Source organism: Janibacter sp. YB324 (genome assembly GCF_014217915.1).
GTDB classification, from domain to species: Bacteria; Actinomycetota; Actinomycetes; order Actinomycetales; family Dermatophilaceae; genus Janibacter; species Janibacter indicus.
Genome location: NZ_CP060120.1, coordinates 840,355 through 862,133, shown reverse-complemented (window position 1 = coordinate 862,133; position 21,779 = coordinate 840,355). Strand labels below are relative to the sequence as shown.

20 protein-coding genes and 1 pseudogene are annotated in these 21,779 nt (G+C 70.7%); 1 reads left to right on the top strand and 20 read right to left on the bottom strand.

The features are described 5' to 3' along the window. Positions 1-4: 4 nt before the first annotated feature. From atpD to rpmE, 15 genes are all read right to left on the bottom strand, one after another. Positions 5-1,459, bottom strand: a complete 1,455-nt coding sequence (gene atpD, locus H7A72_RS04230; RefSeq protein WP_185221749.1) for a F0F1 ATP synthase subunit beta — start codon at positions 1,457-1,459, stop codon at positions 5-7. Between the two features lie 17 nt (positions 1,460-1,476). After that, complete coding sequence (locus H7A72_RS04225) at positions 1,477-2,376, bottom strand: F0F1 ATP synthase subunit gamma (RefSeq protein WP_185221748.1); 900 nt, start codon at positions 2,374-2,376, stop codon at positions 1,477-1,479. Positions 2,377-2,476: 100 nt separating this feature from the next. Further along, entirely contained in the window at positions 2,477-4,114 is a 1,638-nt protein-coding gene (gene atpA / locus H7A72_RS04220; protein ID WP_072624002.1) for a F0F1 ATP synthase subunit alpha, read from the bottom strand. A 71-nt stretch (positions 4,115-4,185) separates the two neighbouring features. Continuing rightward, positions 4,186-4,995, bottom strand: a complete 810-nt coding sequence (locus H7A72_RS04215) for a F0F1 ATP synthase subunit delta (protein WP_084449364.1) — start codon at positions 4,993-4,995, stop codon at positions 4,186-4,188. Beyond that, positions 4,995-5,642, bottom strand: coding sequence for a F0F1 ATP synthase subunit B (locus tag H7A72_RS04210; RefSeq protein ID WP_223277776.1), 648 nt, complete (start codon positions 5,640-5,642; stop codon positions 4,995-4,997). Before H7A72_RS04210 ends, H7A72_RS04215 begins: the two co-directional genes overlap by 1 nt. A 50-nt stretch (positions 5,643-5,692) precedes the next feature. Further along, complete coding sequence (locus tag H7A72_RS04205) at positions 5,693-5,902, bottom strand: ATP synthase F0 subunit C (RefSeq protein ID WP_185221747.1); 210 nt, start codon at positions 5,900-5,902, stop codon at positions 5,693-5,695. Between the two features lie 100 nt (positions 5,903-6,002). Then, positions 6,003-6,800: a F0F1 ATP synthase subunit A gene (atpB, locus tag H7A72_RS04200; RefSeq protein ID WP_084449363.1), complete on the bottom strand. Its 798-nt coding sequence runs from the start codon at positions 6,798-6,800 to the stop codon at positions 6,003-6,005. Next, entirely contained in the window at positions 6,797-7,135 is a 339-nt protein-coding gene (locus H7A72_RS04195) for an AtpZ/AtpI family protein (protein WP_200811081.1), read from the bottom strand. The genes atpB and H7A72_RS04195 overlap by 4 nt, the downstream gene beginning before the upstream one ends. A gap of 41 nt (positions 7,136-7,176) precedes the next feature. Further along, positions 7,177-7,596, bottom strand: a complete 420-nt coding sequence (locus tag H7A72_RS04190; protein ID WP_143445371.1) for a hypothetical protein — start codon at positions 7,594-7,596, stop codon at positions 7,177-7,179. Between the two features lie 102 nt (positions 7,597-7,698). Next, the gene (locus H7A72_RS04185) at positions 7,699-8,841 is read right to left on the bottom strand and encodes an MraY family glycosyltransferase (RefSeq protein ID WP_185221746.1); all 1,143 of its coding nucleotides are present in this window, start codon (positions 8,839-8,841) and stop codon (positions 7,699-7,701) included. An 80-nt stretch (positions 8,842-8,921) separates the two neighbouring features. Continuing rightward, positions 8,922-10,199 (bottom strand): serine hydroxymethyltransferase, encoded by a 1,278-nt coding sequence (glyA, locus tag H7A72_RS04180; protein ID WP_185221745.1) that lies wholly within the window; start codon positions 10,197-10,199, stop codon positions 8,922-8,924. After that, entirely contained in the window at positions 10,196-11,116 is a 921-nt protein-coding gene (locus H7A72_RS04175) for an L-threonylcarbamoyladenylate synthase (RefSeq protein WP_185221744.1), read from the bottom strand. The genes glyA and H7A72_RS04175 overlap by 4 nt, the downstream gene beginning before the upstream one ends. Positions 11,117-11,402: 286 nt before the next feature. Continuing rightward, positions 11,403-12,278 carry a peptide chain release factor N(5)-glutamine methyltransferase gene (gene prmC / locus H7A72_RS04170; RefSeq protein WP_185221743.1) on the bottom strand — a complete coding sequence of 292 codons (876 nt, stop codon included), beginning with the start codon at positions 12,276-12,278 and terminating at the stop codon, positions 11,403-11,405. Then, positions 12,275-13,360 carry a peptide chain release factor 1 gene (gene prfA, locus H7A72_RS04165; RefSeq protein WP_185221742.1) on the bottom strand — a complete coding sequence of 362 codons (1,086 nt, stop codon included), beginning with the start codon at positions 13,358-13,360 and terminating at the stop codon, positions 12,275-12,277. Before prfA ends, prmC begins: the two co-directional genes overlap by 4 nt. Positions 13,361-13,447: 87 nt before the next feature. Next, positions 13,448-13,666 (bottom strand): 50S ribosomal protein L31, encoded by a 219-nt coding sequence (rpmE, locus tag H7A72_RS04160; RefSeq protein ID WP_185221741.1) that lies wholly within the window; start codon positions 13,664-13,666, stop codon positions 13,448-13,450. 192 nt (positions 13,667-13,858) lie between these two features. On the opposite strand from rpmE, the gene H7A72_RS04155 reads away from it, so the two are divergent. Further along, the gene (locus H7A72_RS04155; RefSeq protein ID WP_185221740.1) at positions 13,859-14,455 is read left to right on the top strand and encodes a GNAT family N-acetyltransferase; all 597 of its coding nucleotides are present in this window, start codon (positions 13,859-13,861) and stop codon (positions 14,453-14,455) included. Positions 14,456-14,679: 224 nt separating this feature from the next. Here H7A72_RS04155 and rho read toward each other — a convergent pair. The 5 genes and pseudogenes from rho to lysA all read right to left on the bottom strand — a co-directional run bounded on the left by rho (position 14,680) and on the right by lysA (position 21,761). Next, positions 14,680-16,702: pseudogene (rho, locus tag H7A72_RS04150) on the bottom strand (transcription termination factor Rho). A 225-nt stretch (positions 16,703-16,927) separates the two neighbouring features. Then, positions 16,928-17,869: a homoserine kinase gene (gene thrB / locus H7A72_RS04145; protein ID WP_185221739.1), complete on the bottom strand. Its 942-nt coding sequence runs from the start codon at positions 17,867-17,869 to the stop codon at positions 16,928-16,930. Positions 17,870-17,871: 2 nt separating this feature from the next. After that, positions 17,872-18,975 carry a threonine synthase gene (thrC, locus tag H7A72_RS04140; RefSeq protein ID WP_084449352.1) on the bottom strand — a complete coding sequence of 368 codons (1,104 nt, stop codon included), beginning with the start codon at positions 18,973-18,975 and terminating at the stop codon, positions 17,872-17,874. Between the two features lie 3 nt (positions 18,976-18,978). Further along, complete coding sequence (locus H7A72_RS04135) at positions 18,979-20,301, bottom strand: homoserine dehydrogenase (protein ID WP_185221738.1); 1,323 nt, start codon at positions 20,299-20,301, stop codon at positions 18,979-18,981. Next, positions 20,298-21,761 carry a diaminopimelate decarboxylase gene (lysA, locus tag H7A72_RS04130; protein WP_185221737.1) on the bottom strand — a complete coding sequence of 488 codons (1,464 nt, stop codon included), beginning with the start codon at positions 21,759-21,761 and terminating at the stop codon, positions 20,298-20,300. Before lysA ends, H7A72_RS04135 begins: the two co-directional genes overlap by 4 nt. Between the last annotated feature and the right edge of the window lie 18 nt (positions 21,762-21,779).

Here is a 21,779-nt window from a genome sequence, read left to right as displayed (position 1 = left end):
GGGGTCAGAGGCTCTTCTGGATCTCCGCCCACTGGCGCTCGACGTCGTCGAGGCCACCGCACATGAAGAAGGCCTGCTCGGCCACGTGGTCGTACTCACCGTCGGCGATCTTGGTGAACGCCTCGATGGTGTCGGTCAGCGGGACCGTCGAACCCTCGATGCCGGTGAACTGCTTGGCGACGTAGGTGTTCTGCGACAGGAAGCGCTGGATACGACGCGCGCGGTTGACGAGGATCTTGTCCTCCTCGGACAGCTCGTCGATACCGAGGATCGCGATGATGTCCTGCAGCTCCTTGTTCTTCTGCAGGATCGACTTCACGCGGACCGCGGTGTTGTAGTGGTCCTCCGCGATGTAGCGACGGTCGAGGATCCGGCTGGTCGAGGTCAGCGGGTCCACGGCCGGGTAGATACCCATCGACGCGATCTCACGGTTGAGCTCGGTCGTCGCGTCGAGGTGCGCGAAGGTCGTCGCCGGCGCCGGGTCGGTGTAGTCGTCGGCGGGCACGTAGATCGCCTGCATCGAGGTGATCGAGTGACCACGCGTCGAGGTGATGCGCTCCTGGAGGACGCCCATCTCGTCGGCGAGGGTCGGCTGGTACCCCACGGCGGAGGGCATGCGGCCCAGCAGCGTGGAGACCTCGGAACCGGCCTGCGTGAAGCGGAAGATGTTGTCGATGAAGAGGAGCACGTCCTGCTTCTGCACATCGCGGAAGTACTCCGCCATGGTCAGGGCGGACAGGGCGACGCGCAGACGCGTGCCCGGCGGCTCGTCCATCTGGCCGAAGACCAGGGAGGTCTGACCGAGGACGCCGGCCTCCTCCATCTCGACCATGAGGTCGTTGCCCTCACGGGTGCGCTCGCCGACACCGGCGAAGACGGAGACACCACCGTGGTCGCGCGCGACTCGGGCGATCATCTCCTGGATGAGGACGGTCTTGCCGACACCGGCACCACCGAAGAGGCCGATCTTGCCACCCTGGACGTAGGGGGTGAGCAGGTCGATGACCTTGATGCCGGTCTCGAACATCTGGGTCTTCGACTCGAGCTGGTCGAAGGCCGGGGCGGAGCGGTGGATGCCCCAGCGCTCGTTGACCTCGAGGGTCTGGCCCTCCTCGAGGTTGAGGCAGGCGCCGGTCGCGTTGAAGACCTTGCCGAGGGTGACGTCACCGACGGGGACCGTGATCGGGCCGCCGGTGTCCTGCACCTGGCCGCCGCGGACGAGACCGTCGGTGGGCTGCAGGGAGATGGCGCGGACCATGTTGTCGCCGATGTGCTGGGCGACCTCGAGGTTCAGCGTGCGGGTGGTCTCCCCGAGCTGGACCTCGGTGGTGAGCAGGTTGTACTGGTCGGGCATGGTGTCGGCGCTGAACTCGACGTCGACGACCGGGCCGGTGACGCGGGAGATGCGCCCGACCCCACCCGCCTGGGTGGTGTTCTCTTCGGTGACGGTGGCAGTCATGGGTTCTCTCTACCTTCTCACTTGGACTCGGCAAGGGCCCCGGCCCCGCCGACGATCTCGGAGATCTCCTGGGTGATCTCGGCCTGACGGGCCTGGTTGGCCAGTCGGGTGTACTTCTTGATGAGCTCCTCGGCGTTGTCGGTCGCCGACTTCATCGCGCGCTGACGTGCCGCGAGCTCGGAGGCCGCCGCCTGGAGGAGGCAGTTGAAGATGCGCGCGTTGACGTAGCGCGGGAGCAGCGTGTCGAGCAGCTCCTCGCCGCTCGGCTCGAACTCGTAGAGCGGGTACAGCTCGTCCTCGCCCGGCTCCTCGACGCCCTCGACGACCTCGAGCGGCAGCAGCCGGATGACCTCGGCCTCCTGCGTGACCATCGAGACGAAGCGGGTGAAGACGACGTGGACCTCGTCGACGCCGCCGTCCTCGAAGTCCGTGGTGAAGTCGGCGACGAGCCGCTCGCCGATCTCACGGGCGTTGTCGAAGCTGGGCTTCTCGGACGAGCCGGTCCACTCGGCGACGTACTCCTTCTTGCGGAAGGAGTAGTAGGAGACCGCGCGACGACCCACGAGGTACGTCTGGACCTCCTTGCCCTGGTCACGAAGGGCGGCGGAGACCCGCTCCCCCTCCTTGAGGACGTTGGAGTTGTAGCCGCCCGCCAGGCCGCGGTCGGCGGCGATGACGAGCACCGCGGCACGGCGCACGTTGTCCGGCTCGGTGGTCAGCGGGTGGTCCTCGTCGGAGTACGTGGCCACGGCCGACGCGGCGCGCGTCAGGGCGCGGGCGTAGGGCGTGGACTCACGCACGGCCTGCTGGGCCTTGACGACCCGCGAGGCCGCCATGAGCTCCATGGCGCGCGTGATCTTCTTGGTCGCACTGACGGACCGGATGCGCTGCCGGTACTCCCGGATCTGCGCTCCCATGTGCTTCCGCCTCTCTGGTGGTCTGTGGTCGGCTCAGGGCCGGCGGTCGGGGCTGCTGCCCCCGGTCGGGCGTCGCGGACGACGCCCGACCGGTGGTGGGTCAGCGCTTCTGCTTGACGATCTGGACCTGCTCGGAGTCCTGGGCGTCCTCGCCCGACTCCTCGGCGGAACCGACCGGGACCTCGTCCTTGTTGGACGGGGCGAAGGTCTCGCGGAAGCTCTTGATCTCGGCCTCGAGGGCGGAGATCGTCGAGTCCTCGAGCTTGCCCGTCTCCTGGATGCCCTCCATGAGGTCGTTCTTGTTGCGACGCAGGTGGTCGAGGAACTCGGCCTCGAAGCGACGCACGTCCTCGACGGCGATGGGGTCCAGCTCACCGGTGGTGCCGGCCCAGATGGCGACGGCCTGCTCGGGCACCGGGTAGGGGTCGGCCTGCTTCTGCTTGAGCAGCTCGACGAGGCGGGCGCCTCGGGCCAGCTGCTGCTTCGACGCCGGGTCCAGGTCGGACGCGAACATCGCGAAGGCCTCGAGGGCGCGGTACTGGGCCAGGTCGAGCTTGAGGCGACCGGAGACCGACTTCATCGCCTTGGTCTGCGCGGCCGAGCCGACACGCGAGACCGAGACACCCACGTCGATGGCGGGGCGGACGTCGGAGTTGAAGAGGTCGGCCTGCAGGTAGATCTGGCCGTCGGTGATCGAGATGACGTTGGTCGGGATGTACGCCGAGACGTCGCCCGCCTTGGTCTCGATGATCGGCAGACCGGTCATCGAGCCGGCGCCCATGTCGTCGGAGAGCTTGGCGCAGCGCTCCAGCAGACGCGAGTGCAGGTAGAAGACGTCACCCGGGTAGGCCTCGCGACCCGGCGGGCGGCGCAGCAGCAGCGACATCGAGCGGTAGGCCTCGGCCTGCTTGCTCAGGTCGTCGAAGACGATGAGGACGTGCTTGCCCTGGTACATCCAGTGCTGGCCGATGGCCGAGCCGGTGAAGGGGGCGAGGTACTTGAAGCCGGCGGCGTCGGAGGCGGGAGCCGCGACGATCGTCGTGTACTCCATGGCGCCGGCCTCCTCGAGCGTGCCCTTGACGGACGCGATCGTGGAGCCCTTCTGGCCGATGGCCACGTAGATGCAGCGCACCTGCTTCTGCGGGTCGCCGGTCTCCCAGAACTGCTTCTGGTTGATGATCGTGTCGACCGCGACCGTGGTCTTGCCGGTCTGGCGGTCACCGATGATCAGCTGACGCTGGCCACGGCCGATCGGGGTCATGGCATCGACCGACTTCAGGCCGGTCTGCAGCGGCTCGTGGACCGACTTGCGCTGCACGACCGAGGGGGCCTGCAGCTCGAGCGCGCGGCGCTCCTCGGCCTCGATCTCGCCGAGGCCGTCGATGGGCTGGCCGAGCGGGTTGACGACGCGGCCGAGGAAGTTGTCACCGACCGGGACCGAGAGGACCTCGCCGGTCCGCTTGACCGTCTGGCCCTCCTCGATCTTGGAGAAGTCGCCGAGGACGACGACACCGATCTCGTGGACGTCGAGGTTGAGCGCGAGGCCGAGGGTGCCGTCCTCGAACTCGAGCAGCTCGTTGGTCATGGCCGAAGGGAGTCCCTCGACGTGGGCGATGCCGTCACCGGTGTCGGTGACGCGGCCGACCTCTTCGCGGGAGGCCGCGCCCGGGTTGTAGGACCGCACGTAGCCGTCCAGGGCGTCCCGGATCTCCTCCGGACGGATCGAAAGCTCCGTCATGTTGTCTTCTCCTCGTTGCCGGCCGCTGTGGTGGCCGAATATGTGGTCTGCATGGTGGGTCTGACCCGGGCTCAGCCGGCCAGGTGGCGCTTCGCCTCGTCGAGACGTCGCAGGACGGTCCCGTCGACGACCTCGTCGCCGATCTGGACCCGGATCCCGCCGATGACGTCCTCGTCGTGGACGATCTGCAGCTGGACGGGCTTGCTGTAGATCTGCTGCAGCGCGCCGGCCAGGCGGGTGCGCTGCTCCTGCGTGAGGTCGACCGCGGTCGTCACGACGGCGGTCAGCTGCTGGCGACGCTCGGCCGCGATGTCGAGGTAGGCCTCGAGCGTGCGGTCGAAGCGACGACCCCGCGGCGCCAGGACCGCCTGGCGAGCCAGTCGGACCGTCTCCGGCCGGGCCTTGCCCTGCAGGAGGGTGCTGACGAGGTCGGCCTTGCCGGCCGGGTCGCCCTGACGGTTGCCCAGGGCGTCACGCAGCTCGGGGTTGCCGTCGACGAGACGCTCGAAGCGGAAGAGCTCGTCCTCGACCTGGTCGAGGCTGCCGCTGGCCTCGGCCCCCTTGAGGAGGGCCTCGACGCCGAAGCGCTCGATCGTGTCGGTGAGGTCGCGGTCCTGCGCCCAGCGCTGGGTCACGAGCACCGAGACGACGCCCACGGTCTCGTTGGACAGCTTGCCGTGGAGCAGCCGGGTGACGAGGTCGGCCCGCTCCTTGCCCTCACGCGAGGGGTCGGCGACGGTGCGGCGCAGTGCCACGTTGTCGTCGAGCAGCGCGGTGACGGCAAAGAGCTCGTCCGCCAGGACGGCCGGGTCCCCGGTCGTCAGCGCGGTCTCGAAGGACTGGCGTCCCTCGGCGACGGCGGCGCGGGAAGAGCCTCGCATCAGGCGTCACGCCCCGTGTCGCCGAGGTCGAGCTGGCCCTGCTCCGCCGGCGCGGCGGTCGCTGCCGCAGCAGCACCCACCTGTTCCGGCTGGACCTGACCCGACTCGAGCTCCGCGAGGAAGCGGTCGATGAGGCCCTGGCGGCTGGAGGAGTCCTGCAGCTCGTGGCCGACGATGCGACCGGCCAGGTCGGTCGCCAGACGACCCACCTCACCGCGCAGGGAGACGAGGGCCTGCTGGCGCTCGGCCTCGATCTGCTTGTGCGCCGACTCGGTGATGCGGTTGGCCTCGTCCTGAGCCTGCCCGCGCATCTCCGCGACGATGGCCGCGCCCTCGGCGCGTGCGTCCTCACGGATCTTGGCGGCCTCGGCGCGAGCCTCGGCCAGCTGGGCCTCGTACTGGGCCTTGGCGGCCTCGGCCTCGGCCTGGGCGTTCTCGGCCTGGGCGATGCCACCCTCGATCGCGGCGTGACGCTCGGCGTAGGCCTTCTCGATGTTCGGAACCACGAACTTCGCCACGACGAAGTAGAGGATCGCGAACATGACGAGCCCGAAGACGAGCTCCGGGATTTGCGGGATGAGCGGCATGCTCTCCCCGCCGGCCGCCGCGAGACCCACGACCGACGAAGCGGTTGCGGTGATGTGCACGGGGTACTCCTAGTGACTGGTGCCGGTTTGACGATGCCGTTGCCGGCGGATCAGTTGATGAAGAAGAGCACCAGACCGAAGATGGCGAGCGCCTCGGCGAGGGCGAAGCCGAGGATGGCGATCGGCTGCAGCAGGCCACGGGCCTCGGGCTGACGGGCGACACCGTTGATGTACGCGGCGAAGATCAGACCGACGGCGATGGCCGGGCCGATGGCGGAGAGGCCGTAACCGATGAGCGAGAGGTTGCCGGAGATTTCCACGATGTTTCCTCTTTCGTGTTTCTGTGATCCGCCGCGGGGTCTGTCCCACGGGGAAGTTCTGGGTGTTGGTGCTATGCAGTTGTAGGTGCGGGGTGCCGACTCAGTGGTCGTCGGCCAGGGCTCCGGCGATGTAGCTGGAGGTCAGGAGGACGAAGACGAACGCCTGGAGGAACTGCACCAGGGCCTCGAAGATGACCATGACGCCGGCCATGAGGAAGGTCGGCAGCGACAGCACCTTGAGCAGGACGCCGCCGTCGAGCAGGAAGTAGGCGCCAGCCGTGACGAAGAGGTAGATGACCATGTGGCCGGCAAACATGTTGCCGAAGAGTCGCAGCGCCAGGGTCAACGGCCGGGTGATGAAGTAGGTGATCAGCTCGAGCAGGAAGACCACGGGGACGATCCAGCCCGGCAGGCCCGGCGGGATCATGTGCTTGAAGTAGCCGACGAAGCCCATCTTCTGGAAGCCCACCCAGTGGTAGACGACGTAGACGACTGCGACGAGGGCGATCGCGAAACCGATCTTGCCCGTCACCGGGTTCATGGCGAAGGGGAAGATGCCCATCAGGTTGTAGAAGAGCACCATCGTGAAGAGGGTGACGATGAGCGGGACGAACCGGCGGAACTCCTTGGTGCCGATCATGTCCTTGGCCACGCTGTTGCGGGGGAAGTTGTAGAAGCCCTCGAGCAGCCACTGGCCCTTGCTCGGGACGACGGCGGCCTTGCGGCTCAGGACGACCAGGACGATCGAGACGACCGCAGTGACGATGGCAGCCCAGGCCATCTGGTTGGTGACGACGATGCCGCCGACCTCGAAGAGCGGCTGCCAGAAGATCTCCGGCGTGGGGGTCTCGTACTCCCCTCCACCGGAAGCAGGCAGCACGGGCGCAGTCAGGATCACTGGTTCTCCTCGTTGTGTGGCTGGGCAGCCGTCTTCTTCCCCGCGGAGGGGGCATCGTCTGTGGGTGCCTGGGACGTACCGTACCGGAGCCAGATCACGTACAGCGACAGAGCCATTCCGCCGACGATCCCGATGATGACGAGGAACGACGTCCCCAGCCACCGGTCGAGCAGCCAGCCGATGGCGCCGTACAGGATGGGCCCGGTGATCAGGTGGGCGAGGACCGTTGCGGCCATCGCGTCGGATGCGGCCGCCGGGTGGGGCCGGGTCGGGTCGGTGCGGTAGCGCTCGGCGCTCGCCGCCGACTCCTCGGCGCTCGGGAGCGCCTTGGTCACGAAGCGAGGGGTCTCCCCCTTCCGCCGCCGGGCGATGGCACTCATGCGCTGGCCCCGGTCGGGTGGATCAGGTGTCGTCCGCGCACGTAGCCGGCCACGACACCTGCCTGGAGGACGACGGTCGCGACGATGGCGGAGAGGGCGGCCGTGCGGCCGTCGAGCCACGACATCTCGCGCACGACGGCGATCGCCGCGACGAGGATGATCAGCTGACCGAGGTAGACCACCCCGGCACCGGCCATCGACGTCCCGACGTCACCGGCCACGATGAGCGAGATCGCCATGAGTCCCGTGAGGACGACGAAGAAAGCGAGGAGCGAACCGACCAGCGCGCTCAACGCGCCGTCGGAACCCCTCGCGAAGGCGCCGACAGCGGTGGTGAGCGCGGTCCCGATGACACCGGCGACGAGAACACCACGGCGCATGCCCGGCACGGGGCTGCGGCGCTGAGTCGTGGTCATCGGCTCACTTCGGGACGGGAGCAACAGGTGCTCTACGGGTCGGACCAGACGGTCCGACGGGGCGCTTGTGAAAGTTTACACAAGCGCCGCGGAGGCCACCAATCAGGCGTCGATCCGCTGCCCCTGGGCGTCGTACTTCTTGGGCCGGTGCCCGGGTCGGGAGAAGCGCGGCAGCCAGATCGTCAGGACCGCGGCGACGCCGAGCATCACCACTCCCCCGATGCCGGCGACGAGCGGCGGCAGGAAGACGAAGCTCACCGCCCCCAGGGCGACGACGGCCGCCCACAGCCACAGCAGCAGCACCGCGCGCCGGTGGCCGTGGCCGATCTGGAGCATGCGGTGGTGCAGGTGCTGGCTGTCGGCGTCCCACGGGCGCTGCCCGCGGGCGGTCCGCCGCGCGACCGCCCACACGACGTCGAGGAGCGGCAGCAGCATGATCGAGATCGGGATGAGCAGCGGCAGCACGGTCGCGGCGACCGCGTTGGCGCTCACCTGGACCTGGTCGGGGTTGATCTGCCCGACGTTGGAGATCGTCGCGGCCGCGAGCAGCAGGCCGAGCAGCAGGGCACCGGAGTCACCCATGAAGAGCTTGGCCGGGAAGACGTTGTGCGGCAGGAAGCCCAGGCAGCAGCCCGCGAGCGCCGCGGAGATGAAGGTCGCCGAGGAGAAGACGTTGGGCGGGTCGTAGCCACCCGAGATGAGGTAGCTGTAGACGAAGAAGGAGCCAGCGGCGATGGCGACGAGGCCCGCCGCCAGGCCGTCGAGCCCGTCGATGAAGTTGACCGCGTTGATGCACAGGACGACGACGAAGATCGTCATGAGCACGAGGACGGGTGCGGGCAGCACGGTCACCGTGCCGAGCGGCAGCGAGAAGAACTGCACCCCCGCGAAGGCGATGATCGCGGCGGCGACGAGCTGACCGCCGAGCTTGGTCAGGGCGTCGAGCTCCTTGACGTCGTCGATCGCCCCGACGAGGCAGACGACGCCCGCCCCCACGAGGATCCCGATGAGCTCACCGGTCTCGAAGACCTGCCGCAGGAAGGGCATCCGCGACGCCGCGAGGGTCGCGGCCGCGTAGCCGAGGAACATCGCCACCCCACCGAGGCGCGGGATCGGCACGACGTGAACGTCGCGCTCCCGCACCTCGGTGAAGGCACCGACACGCACCGCGATGGTGCGCACCAGGGGGACGAGGACATAGGTCGAGGCGAGCGCGACGAGGAAGACGAAGACGTACTCCCTCACGACGCGCCCCCGTCCGGTGGCCCGGGTCTCGAGGCTCCTCGCAGGGCCCGTCGCACCTCGACCACCGGCGTGCTACCCCTTCAGCGCGGGTAGGCCGGGAAGGTGGTGACGAGCTCGCTCACCTGGGCACGCACCTCACGGGAGACCTCGTGCTCGGGGTCGGCGTCCCCCTTCGTCACGGCGGTGTGGATGAGCTCGGCGATCTTGACCATCTCGTCGGTGCCCATGCCCTGCGTCGTGACGCACGGGGTGCCGACGCGGATGCCGGAGGCGACCGAGGGCTTCTGCGGGTCGTTGGGGATGGCGTTCTTGTTGAGGGTGATGCCGGCCGCGTCGCAACGCGCCTCGGCGTCGACCCCGGTGACGCCGACGCCCTGCAGGTCGAGCAGCGCCAGGTGGGTGTCGGTGCCGCCGGTCGTCGGGCGGATGCCGCGCTTCAGGAGCTCGTCGGCGAGGACCTTGGAGTTGGCGATGACGTCGGCCGCGTACTGCTGGTACTCGGGCGTCGCGCACTCCTTGAAGTTGACAGCCTTGGCCGCGATCGTGTGCATCTGCGGCCCGCCCTGCATCATCGGGAAGATCGCCTTGTCGAGCGCCTTGGCGTGCTCCTCCTTGCACACCAGCGCACCCGAGCGGGGGCCGCGGAGCACCTTGTGCGTCGTGAAGGTGACGACGTCGGCGAGCGGGACCGGGCTCGGGATCGCCTTGCCGGCGACGAGACCGATGAAGTGGGCCGCGTCGACCCACATGATCGCGCCGACCTCGTCGCAGATGGCGCGGATGCGCTCGAAGTCGAGCAGGCGCGGGATCGCCGAACCGCCGGAGCAGATGACCTTGGGGCGGTGCTCCTTGGCCAGGCGCTCCATCTCGTCGTAGTCGACGTCCTCCGTCTCGGGGTGCACGCCGTAGTGGACGGCGTCGAACCACTTGCCCGAGAAGGAGACCTTGGTGCCGTGGGTCAGGTGGCCACCGTGCGGCAGCGACATCGCGAGGATCTTTTCGCCCGGCTGGAGGAAGGCGCCGTAGACGGCCTGGTTGGCGCTGGCACCGGAGTGCGCCTGGACGTTGGCGTGCTCGGCGCCCAGCAGGCTCTTGGCGCGCTCGATCGCCAGGTTTTCGGCCTTGTCGACCTCGGAGCAGCCACCGTAGTAGCGACGCCCCGGGTAGCCCTCGGCGTACTTGTTGCTCAAGGTCGAGCCGAGCGCGGTGAGCACCTCCGGCGAGGAGATGTTTTCGCTGGCGATGAGCTGCAGGCCGCCACGGATGCGGTCGAGCTCGCTGGTGAGGACACCGGCGATCTCCGGGTCGAAGGCGCTCAGGGCACCGAAGTCGGAGCCGTAGAAGGTGTCGTCGGTCATCGAGGGGCCTCCGTGGTCGGGGTGGTGGGGTCGGTCGGGTCGGGGTCGGGGTGGGCCGGGTCCGACGAAGGGAGATCCTCCCACTGCGCGTCGGCGGCGTCACCGGCGGTGCCGTGCCGGGCCTCGTGGTGACGAGCCGCCTCGGCGGCCGCCACCTCGGGGTCCTCGTCGTCGTAGACGGGCAGGTCACCCGGCTGCGGGTCGGGTCCGGCGTCGTCGGCGGAGTGGGTGTCGTCGGGCGTCGCCACGGCGGCGACGCCCTCACCGGCGTCGGCGGGCCGGTCGAAGCCCACGCCGAGGATCTCCTCGAGACGCTCGCGGCCGATCGCGCCGAGACGCAGGACGACGGGGTGCTCGCCGGTGCAGTCGATGATCGTCGACGGCTCCTGGCTGGTGCGCGGACCACCGTCGAGGTAGACGCTCACGGCCGGGCCGAGCTGCACGGCGGCGTCGGTGACGCTGGTGGCCGCCGGCTCGCCGGTGCGGTTGGCGCTCGTCACGGCGAGCGGGCCGGTCTCGCGCAGGACCTCGAGGGCGATCTCGTCGTCGGGCATGCGCAGCGCGACGGTGCCGGCGGTCTCACCGAGGTCCCAGTGGAGCGACGGCTGGGCGAGCAGCACGAGCGTCAGCGGCCCCGGCCACAGCTCGGTGACCAGCCGGCGGGCCCACTCGGGCACGGCGCGGGCCAGTCCGTCGACGGTGCGCACGTCGGGGATGAGGACGGGCGGGGGCATGTCGCGGCCCCTCCCCTTCGCGCTGAGGACGGCGGCGACCGCCTCCGGGTCGAAGGCATCGGCCCCGATCCCGTAGACGGTGTCTGTGGGGATGACGACGACCTCGCCGCGGCGGACGGCGTCGACCGTCGCCGTCACGCTCTGCTCGCGGTCTGCGGTGGTCGCATCGACGACGGGACTCATGGGGCCCACCCTATGCCGCAGGCTCGCGGCGGACGGGGCCGGTCGGGACGCCGCCGAATTGGTGACGCCGCTTCGCCCCCACGCGCCCCTCGCGGCGATAGGTTGAACGACCGCCCAAAACCGATCCCCTCGAGGAGGAGAACATGCGAGGCTCAGGTCTCATCTGGACGATCGTCGGCGTGCTGCTGATCATCGTGCTGCTGATGTACATCCTCTGAAGTCCCCAGCACCACCGAAGGGGGCGTGGCCGACCGGCCACGCCCCCTTCGTCGTGCTCGTGCCGGGCTCAGGCGCGACGTGCGGTCGTGGTGCGGGGGCGTCCGGCGAGGTCGGTGTGGTCGGTGGCGTCCGCCCAGTCGCCCGTCGCCGCCAGCGCGCGGGGCAGGCTCTCGCCCTGGCTGTCGGCGTGCTCCATGACGAGCAACCCGCCCGGGTGCAGCAGGCGTGCGGCGGCCGCGGCGACCGCGAGCGGGATCGCCAGCCCGTCGGCGCTACCGCCGTAGAGCGCGACTTCGGGGTCGTGCTCGGCGACCTCCGGCTCGAGCGGCACCATCCCGACGGGGATGTAGGGCGGGTTGGACACGACGACGTCGACCCGGCCGACGAGCTCGGCGAGCTCGGGCACGGTGGCCGGGTCGACGGTGGCGTCGGCGGCGACGAGCCGCACGGGCAGCCCGCTCGCCTCGATGTTGCGCGCGGCCCAGGCCACGGCGAGCTCGCTGAGCTCGACGGCGGTCACCTCGGCGCCCGGCGCCTCGTCGGCGACCCCCAGCGCGAGTGCGCCCGAGCCGGTGCACAGGTCGACGACGACGGGTGCCTCGAGGCCGGCGATCGCGGCGAGCACGTGGTCGACGGCCTGCTCGGTCTCGGGGCGCGGCACGAAGACGCCCGGCCCGACGTGCAGCTCGAGCCGGCGGAAGGGGGCGGTCCCGGTGAGGTGCTGCAGCGGCACCCGGGCGGCGCGCTCCTCGACGAGCGCCCGGAGTCGCCGTGCGCCCGCCTCGTCGAGGTCGGCGCCCAGGAGCATGCGGCGCTCGACCTCGCCGCGGTCGCAGCCCAGCGCGTGGGCAGCCAGGAGCAGGGCGTCGGGTCGCGGGGTCGGCACCCCGGCAGCGGTGAGCGTGGCCGTCGCCTCCCCCACCGCCGAGCGAAGGGAGGTCACTCCCCGTCCCCGGCGAGAGCCGCCAGCCGCGCCTCCTCGTCGGCCTGCACCGCGGAGTCGACGACGGCGTCGAGGTCACCGTCGAGAACCGCGTCGAGCCGGTTGGCCTTGAAGCCGGTGCGGTGGTCGCTGATCCGGTTCTCCGGGAAGTTGTAGGTGCGGATCCGCTCGGAGCGGTCGACGGTGCGCACCTGCGAGGCGCGCGCCTCCTTGGCCTCGGCCGCGGCCTCGTCCATCGCCATCTGGTGCAGCCGGGCGCGCAGCACGCGCATCGCCGACTCCTTGTTCTGCAGCTGGGACTTCTCGTTCTGGCAGGAGACGACCACCCCCGTCGGCAGGTGGGTGATCCGCACCGCGGAGTCGGTCGTGTTGACCGACTGCCCGCCCGGCCCGGACGAGCGGTAGACGTCGATCTTCAGGTCATTGGGGTCGATCTCCACCTCGACCACGTCACCGACGTCCGGCATGACCCACACGCCGGCAGCGGAGGTGTGGATCCGGCCCTGGCTCTCGGTGACGGGGACCCGCTGGACGCGGTGGACTCCCCCTTCGTACTTGAGGCGGGCCCACGGCGCGGTGCCGGGCTCGGCCGAACCCTTGGCGCCGACCGCCACCCGCACGTCCTTGTAGCCACCCAGGTCGGACTCGGTGGCATCGAGCAGGCGGGTGCTCCAGCCGCGCTTCTCCGCGTGGCGCAGGTACATGCGCAGCAGGTCACCGGCGAAAAGGGCCGACTCCTCGCCCCCTTCGCCCGCCTTGATCTCGAGGATCACGTCGCGGTCGTCGTCGGGGTCGCGCGGGATGAGCAGCCGACGCAGCCGGTCCTCGCCGGCGGCCACGCTCTCCTCCAGGGCCGGGATCTCGGCCGCGAAGGCGGCGTCCTCGGCCGCGAGCTCGCGGGCGGCCTCGAGGTCACCGACGGCCAGGTCGAGCTCACGCTGGGCCGCGACCACCGGGGTCAGCTCCGCGTAGCGGCGGTTGACCTCGCGCAGCCGGTCGGGGTCACCGATGACGGCGGGGTCGGCGAGTGATGCCTCGAGCTCCGCGTGCTCGGCGAGCAGCGCCTCGACGGACTCGAGCACGGTGGCCTCCCGGCGGTCGGTGGGTGGAGGTGGTGGGAAGACTGATGCGCCGGCCAGCCCAGTGGGCTGACCGGCGCATCGAGTGGGTTACTTGGCCTCGGTCTTCTGGCCGTAACGCTTCTGGAAGCGGGCCACGCGACCACCGGTGTCCATGATCTTCTGCTTGCCCGTGTAGAAGGGGTGGCAGTTGCTGCAGATCTCGACGCGGATCTCGCCGCCCGGCTTGGTGCTGCGGGTGGTGAAGGTGTTGCCGCAGGTGCACGAGACACTGGTGGTCTCGTAGGTGGGGTGGATGTCCTTCTTCACGTGGTGCTCCTTGGTCGTGGTGCCCGGGTCGGCGTTGCGCCCTCGCTGGGGCCGACAACTGCGGACGTCTGTGCCGCGTGCCGTGAACCGGACCAACAGTCGATTGTGCCAGAGCCGACACGGTGGTCCAAACACACCGTCGGCGGTGGTTGTTCCCTGCACCCGGCGGAGCGGCTGCGGCAGGATGGGCGCATGGCACCTCGAGCCCCCCGCCTGCCGCGTCGCTCCACCCGTGACCGACGAAGGGAGCCCACCCCCGGCCCCGTGGAGGGCTCGGTGATCCGCCCGGCCACGGCCGGCGACATCGGCACGATCGTCGCCCTGCGGGCGCTGATGTACGAGGCCATGGGCGCCTCCTCCGAGGAGGTCTCCGACATCGGGTGGCAGCAGGAGGCCGCCCGCTGGCTGCAGCTGCACCTGGCCGACGACGACGTGCGGGTCGTCGTCGCCGAGGCCCACGGCACCGTCGTCTCGTGCGCGATGGGTCAGGTCGTCGACCTCATGCCCGGGCCCACCCGCCGCGGCGCCGGCGGTCACGTCTCCAACATCGCGACCTTCCCGCGGCACCGTCGGCTCGGGTTCACCCACGCGGTGCTCGGCGAGCTCATCGCGTGGTTCGAGGAGGAGACCGATGTCGAGGTCATCTCGCTCAACGCGACCGAGGTCGGCCGCGACATCTACGACGACTACGGCTTCGTCGAGGCCCGCTTCCCCGAGATGCGCCGCGTGGTCCAGCGCCCGGCCGAGGGGCTCTCCGACGAGGACTCCCCCGGCCCCGACGAGGCCTGACCTCCTCCCCCCTTCGCATTGCCCTACGGCAATGCAGGGTTGACCACCCCCTAGCCCGCATTGCCCTACGGCAATGCCGGGTTGACCACCCCCGAGCCCGTGAAGCGTGGTGTGCCACAACCCTATGTCTCATGGTCGGGTCGCGCGCGGTGAGGGTCTCGGGACGACGAAGGGGGCCGCCGCGCACGTAGCGCAGCGGCCCCCCAGCCGTGGTCGGGTCGGCGTCAGGCCGTCTCGTCCTCGTCGTCGAGCTTGATCGAGCTCGTCTGCTGGACCTGCATGAGGAACTCGTAGTTGGTCTTCGTCTTGCGCAGCCGGTCGATGAGCAGCTCGACGCCCTGCTGGGTGTCGAGGGCCGCGAGCACGCGACGCAGCTTCCACATGATCTTCAGCTCCTCCGGCGCGAGGAGGATCTCCTCGCGGCGGGTGCCGGAGCCGTTGACGTCGACCGCGGGGAAGATGCGGCGGTTGGCCAGGCCACGGTCGAGCTTGAGCTCCATGTTGCCGGTGCCCTTGAACTCCTCGAAGATCACCTCGTCCATGCGCGAGCCGGTCTCGACGAGCGCGGTGGCGAGGATCGTCAGCGAGCCGCCGTTCTCGATGTTGCGGGCCGCACCGAAGAACTTCTTCGGCGGGTACAGCGCCGCGGAGTCGACACCACCGGAGAGGATGCGCCCGCTCGCCGGGGCGGCGAGGTTGTAGGCGCGACCAAGCTTGGTGATCGAGTCGAGGAGCACGACGACGTCGTGGCCCATCTCGACGAGACGCTTGGCGCGCTCGATGGCCAGCTCGGCGACCGTCGTGTGGTCGTCGGCCGGGCGGTCGAAGGTGGAGGCGATGACCTCACCCTTGACCGCGCGCTGCATGTCGGTGACCTCTTCGGGGCGCTCGTCGACGAGGACGACCATGAGGTGGCACTCGGGGTTGTTGGTCGTGATCGCGTTGGCGATCGACTGCATGACCATCGTCTTGCCGGCCTTGGCCGGGGCGACGATGAGGCCACGCTGACCCTTGCCGATCGGGGCGACGAGGTCGATCATCCGCGTCGTGAGGACGTTGGACTCGGTCTCGAGGCGCAGGCGGTCCTGCGGGTAGAGCGGCGTGAGCTTGCCGAACTCGGCGCGGCGCTTGGCGTCGTCGGGCGTCATGCCGTTGACCGTCTCGAGCTTGGCGAGCGGGTTGTACTTGCCGCGGTTGCCCTTGGTTCCGACGGTCTGCTGCTGCGGCTCCTCGCCCTCGCGGGCGGCCTTGACCTGACCGGTGACGGCGTCACCCTTGCGCAGGCCGTTGCGCTTGACCATGCCGAGCGGCACGTAGACGTCGCCCGGACCGGGCAGGTAGCCCGAGGTGCGCACGAAGGCGTAGTTGTCGAGCACGTCGAGGATGCCCGCGACGGGGACGAGCACGTCGTCCTCGTTGATCTGCGGCTCGGTGTCGTCGAACTGCTGGCCCCCGCGGCGCTTGTCGCGGTTGCGGTTGCGATTGCGGTTGCGGCTGCGCCGGCCCCCGCGCTCGTCGTCGTTGCCGCCCTGGCCGCCACCCTGGTTGCGGCCGCCCTGGTTGTCGTTGCGGCCACCCTGGCGGTTGTCGCCGCCCTGGTTGTCGTTGCGACCGCCCTGGCGGTTGTCGCCGCCCTGGTTGTCGTTGCGACCACCCTGGTGGTTGTCGCCGCCCTGGTTGTCGTTGCGGCCACCCTGTCGGTTGTCGCCGCCACGGCCACCCTGCTGGTTGCCGCCCTGGTCGCGGTCGCTGCGGCCGCCCTGGTTGTCGTTGCGGCCACCCTGACGGTCGTCGCCGCCACGGGTGTTGCCACCGCGGTCGTTGCGCTCGGCGCGGTCGGTGCCGCCCTGCTGCTCACGCTCGCCCTGCTGGCGGTCCTGCTGCTGGCGGTCCTGGCCACCCTGCTGCTCGCGCTCGCCCTGCGCACGCTCGGCGGGCTTGTCGTCGCGGGGGGCCGGCGACGCGGTCTCCTCGCGGGGCGCGGAGGGGGCGTCCTCCCCCTTCGGCTGCTCGGTCTTGGCCGACCGCTTGGCGGGGGCCGAGGCGGCGGGGGGCGGAGGAGCCGGACTGCTGGGCGCGGATGGCGGCGATGAGATCGCTCTTGCGCATCTTGGCGGTGCCGGTGATCCCCATGCTCGAGGCGAGCTGCTGGAGCTGGGCGAGGCGCATGGCGCTCAGGGCGCCGGAGCGACGGGGCTGCTCGCTGTTCGCGGGAGCGGCGTTGTCGCCGGTCGTGGTGTCGGTCACGAAGGACCCTTCCCTCGTTGGGGCCACCCGGGTCGGGCAGGCCTGATGAGTCCCGTCAAGAGCGGGATGATGTGCATCTGATCCCCACGGCTGCGTGCCAGGGCGCAAGGCCGATGGCACTCACGTGGGAGGGGGCTCCGGCCCTCATGTGCGACTCGACCGGCTGGTCGACGCACCGGACCTGAAGGAGCACCGCCAATGTATCACTGCGTCGCCCTGGCGACGTCACCCCAGCAGGCGCACGCCGTCGGTGGGGACGCCGGGGGTGAGGACCTGCCAGGCGGCGGAGGTCCCGGCCGCGATGCCGCGGACCTCGTCGAGGCGGCCGACGTCGGTGAGCACGAGGACCGAGGGCCCCGCGCCGGAGATCGTCGCGGCGCATCCGGCGGCCCGCAGCGCGTCGACGAGCTCCATGCTCTGCGGGTAGCTCGGGCGTCGGGGCTCCTGGTGGAGCAGGTCCGTCGTGGCCTCGACGAGCAGCTCCGGCGCGCTGGTGAGGGCGTGCACGAGCAGCCCGGTCCTCGCGGAGTTGGCGGCCGCCGTCGCCAGCGGCACCACCTCGGGCAGGACCGCCCGGGCGGTGTGCGTGCTCAGCGTGGTCTCCGGCACGAGCACCACGGGCATGATCCGCGGGTCGAGACGAAGGGGGACGGTCCGGGTCCGCGGCAGCGGCTCAGCGGCCTCGGTGACGGACAGCGTCGCGCCGCCGTGGACGCTCGCGGACGAGTTGTCCGGGTGGCCCTCGAGCGCGGCCGCGATCGAGTTGATGACGTCGAGGTCGAGCTCCTCCCCCGCGAGCGCACCGCCGCGGACGGCGAGCGCGTGGGCGGCGGCGACACCGGTGACGATCGCGGTCGCCGAGGACCCCAGACCGCGGCCGTGCGGGACGGCATTGGTCGCGCTCAGGTGCAGGCCGGCCGGCGGCTCGACGTCGAGGTGCTGCCAGGTTGTCACCATCGTGCGCACGACGAGGTGGCTCTCGTCGCGCGGCACGGAGTCGGCGCCCGAGCCGCTCACCTCGACGACCAGCCCGGGTGCCTCGGTGACGCGCACGGTGCACTGGTCCCAGACGCCCAGGGCCAGACCGACGCAGTCGAACCCCGGGCCGAGGTTGGCGCTCGACGCGGGCACCTCGAGGGTGACCGACGTCCCGACGGCGATCGTCACGCTCAGTCCTGCAAACCGAGCTCGCGGGCGACGGCGTAGGCCTCGGCGGGCACGCTCACCGGCGCGACGTCCGACCCGTCGGCGTTCTTCAGGGCCCACTGCGGGTCCTTGAGCCCGTGACCGGTCACAGTGCACACGATCGTGGCGCCGGCGGGGACCTGCCCGGCGGCGGAGGCCTTGAGCAGGCCGGCAACCGAGGCGGCCGAGGCCGGCTCGACGAAGATGCCCTCGCGCGAGGAGAGGATCCGGTGCGCCCGGAGGATCTCCTCGTCGGTCACCGCCTCGATCCGGCCACCCGACTCGTCGCGCGCGGCCTCGGCCTGCTGCCACGACGCGGGGTTGCCGATGCGGATCGCCGTGGCGATGGTGTCGGGCTCGTCGACGGGGTGGCCCAGGACGATGGGCGCGGAGCCGGCGGCCTGGAAGCCCCACATCTGCGGGGTGCGGGTGGACACCGGCGCGAGGGCGCCGGAGACGCCCTCGGTCTCGGTCGCGTACTCGCGGTAGCCGCGCCAGTAGGCGGTGATGTTGCCGGCGTTGCCGACCGGCAGGCAGTGGATGTCGGGCGCATCGCCCAAGGCGTCGACGATCTCGAAGGACGCGGTCTTCTGCCCCTCGATGCGCGCGGGGTTGACCGAGTTGACCAGCTCGACCGGGTAGGACTCGGCGAGCTTGCGAGCGACGTCGAGGCAGTGGTCGAAGTTGCCGTCGACCTGAAGCAGCGTCGCGCCGTGGGCGATGGCCTGCGAGAGCTTGCCCATGGCGATCTTGCCCTCGGGCACGAGCACCGCACAGGTCATGCCGGCCTTGGTCGCGTAGGCGGCCGCCGACGCCGAGGTGTTGCCGGTGGAGGCGCAGATGACGGCCTTGGCCCCCTTCGCCGCGGCCATCGACATCGCCGTCGTCATACCCCGGTCCTTGAAGGAGCCGGTGGGGTTGAGGCCCTCGTACTTGACGTGGACCTGCGCGCCGACAAGCTCGCTGAGGTGCTCGGCGGGGATGAGGGGGGTCCCCCCTTCGCGCAGGGTGACGGTCGGGGCGCCGGCGAGCATCGGCAGCCGGTCGGAGTACTCGGTGATGACGCCGCGCCACTGGTGGGCAGTCATGTGTCAGTTCCCTTCAACGCGCATGACGGAGGTGACCTCGTTGACGGTGTCGAGCCCGGCGAGCTCGGTGACGGTCGCGGAGAGTGCGGCATCGGTCGCCGCGTGGGTGACGATGATGAGCATCGCCCGCGCCTCGCCGTGGTCGTCGGTGACGACCTGCTGGCGCACGGTCTCGATGGAGACACCCTGGGTGGCGAAGACCGTGGCGACGGAGGCGAGGACGCCCGGCCGGTCGGCGACGTCGAGGCTCACGTGGTAGCGCGTGATGGCCTGACCGATCGAGAGCACGGGCAGGTCGGCGTAGGCACTCTCCCCCGGCCCGCGGCCACCGGTGACGCGGGTCCGCGCCACGGCGACGATGTCGCCGAGGACCGCGCTGGCCGTGGGGTCGCCGCCGGCGCCCTGGCCGTAGAACATCAGGTCGCCCGCCCCGTCGGCCTCGACGAAGACGGCGTTGTAGGCCTCGCGGACCGAGGCGAGCGGGTGGGTGAGCGGGATGAGCGCCGGGTGCACGCGCGCGGAGATGCCCGGCTGCCCGTCCGGGCCCTCCACTCGCTCGCAGATCGCGAGCAGCTTGACGGTGCAGTTCATCTCGCGTGCGGCAGCGATGTCGCGGGCGCTGACCTCGGTGATGCCCTCGCGGTGGACGTCGGCGCTGCTCACCCGGGAGTGGAAGGCCAGCGAGGAGAGGATCGCGGCCTTGGCCGCCGCGTCGAAGCCCTCGACGTCGGCCGTCGGGTCGGCCTCGGCGTAGCCGAGGGCCTGGGCCCGCTCGACCGTCTCGGAGAAGCCGGCCCCGGTGGAGTCCATGGCGTCGAGCACGAAGTTGGTCGTGCCGTTGACGATGCCGATGACCCGCCGGATCGAGTCGCCGGCGAGCGAGTCGCGGATCGGCCGAAGGATCGGGATCGCGCCGGCGACGGCAGCCTCGTAGTAGAGGTCGACGCCGTGGTTGGCAGCCGCGGCGTAGAGCGTCGGGCCGTCCTCGGCGAGCAGCGCCTTGTTGGCCGTGACGACCGAGGCGCCGTGCGCCATCGCGGAGAGGATGAGGCTGCGGGCCGGCTCGATGCCGCCGATGACCTCGACGACGATGTCGGCGCGGGTGACCAGCTCCTCTGCGTCGGTCGTGAAGAGCGCGGGGTCGACCCCGAGGTCGGACCGGTCACGGCCGGCGCGGCGCACCGCGACCCCGACGAGCTCGAGCGGCCGACCGACGCGCTGGGCGAGGTCGTCGGCCTGGGCGATGAGCTGGCGGGCGACGCTGCCGCCGACGACACCGCCCCCGAGCAGGGCGACGCGAAGGGGGGTCTGCTGGTCGGTGGTCATCGGACCTCCTGGAGCGGGGCGGGCTCGTCCACGTCGAGGGCGAGCAGGTCGTCGATCGTCTCGCGTCGCACGATGACCCGCGCGACGCCGTCCCGCACGGCGATGACCGGCGGTCGGGGCGTGTGGTTGTACTGGTTGGACAGGCTGCGGCAGTAGGCACCGGTGCCGGGGACCGCGATGAGGTCACCGGGGACGATGTCGGCGGGCAGGTACTCGTCCATGACGACGATGTCGCCGCTCTCGCAGTGCCGCCCGACGACCCGCACGAGCCGCGGGCCGGCGGTCGAGGTGCGGCCGGCGAGGGTGCACGAGTAGTCGGCGCCGTAGAGGGCGGTGCGCACGTTGTCGCTCATGCCCCCGTCGACGCTCACGTAGGAGCGGATCGCGTCGTGGGCGACCTCGACGTCCTTGACCGTGCCGATCTCGTAGAGGGTGAAGGCGCTCGGCCCGGCGATCGCCCGGCCCGGCTCGATCGAGATCCGCGGCAGCGGGGCGTCGGGGTGGCCGTCGCGCAGCTCCTTGAGCTCGCGGTCGACGAGCGCGGCCATCTGGGTGCCGAGCTCGCCCGGCGTGAGCGGGCTGTGCTCCGAGGTGTAGGCGATGCCGTAGCCACCGCCGAGGTCCATCTCGGGCATGGCGATGCCGTGCACGTCGGCAACCTCGGTGTGCAGCGCGACGAGCCGCCGGGCCGCGATCTCGAAGCCGGAGACGTCGAAGATCTGGCTGCCGATGTGGCTGTGCAGCCCGAGCAGGCGCAGGCGGTCCCCCTTCGCCACGATGGCGTCGATGGCGGCGCGCGCCTGGCCACCGGCGAGGGAGAAGCCGAACTTCTGGTCCTCGTGGGCCGTCGCGATGAATTCGTGGGTGTGCGCCTCGACACCGACGGTCACGCGGACCATGACGGGCGCGACGACGCCGAGCTCAGCCGCGACCTCGGCGACCCGGTCGATCTCGGCAAAGGAGTCGACGACGATCCGGCCGACGCCGTAGGACAGGGCCTGGCGCAGCTCGGCGACGGACTTGTTGTTGCCGTGCAGGGCGATCCGCTCGCCGGGGAAGCCGACGCGCTGCGCCACGGCGAGCTCGCCGCCGCTGCAGGTGTCGAGGTTGAGGCCCTCGTCCATGACCCAGCGGGCGACCGCGGAGCACAGGAAGGCCTTGCCCGCGTAGTAGACGTCGGCACCAGCCACTGCGTCGAAGGGAGCGGTGAAGTCGTCCCTGAACGCCCTTGCGCGAGAACGGAAGTCGTCTTCGTCGAGCACGTAGGCCGCGGTGCCGAAGTCACGGGCGATGTCGGTGACGGGCAGGCCGGAGACGGCCAGGACGCCATCGGCGTTGCGCGTGACATTGGCCGGCCACAGCTGCGGAAGCAGGTCGTTGACGTCCTGGGGCGTCGGCAGCCACTGGGGCGCGGCGCCGTAGCCGTCGGCGTGGAGGATGCCGGCCTCGTGGGCCCTCATGTTGGTCGCCATGACCGC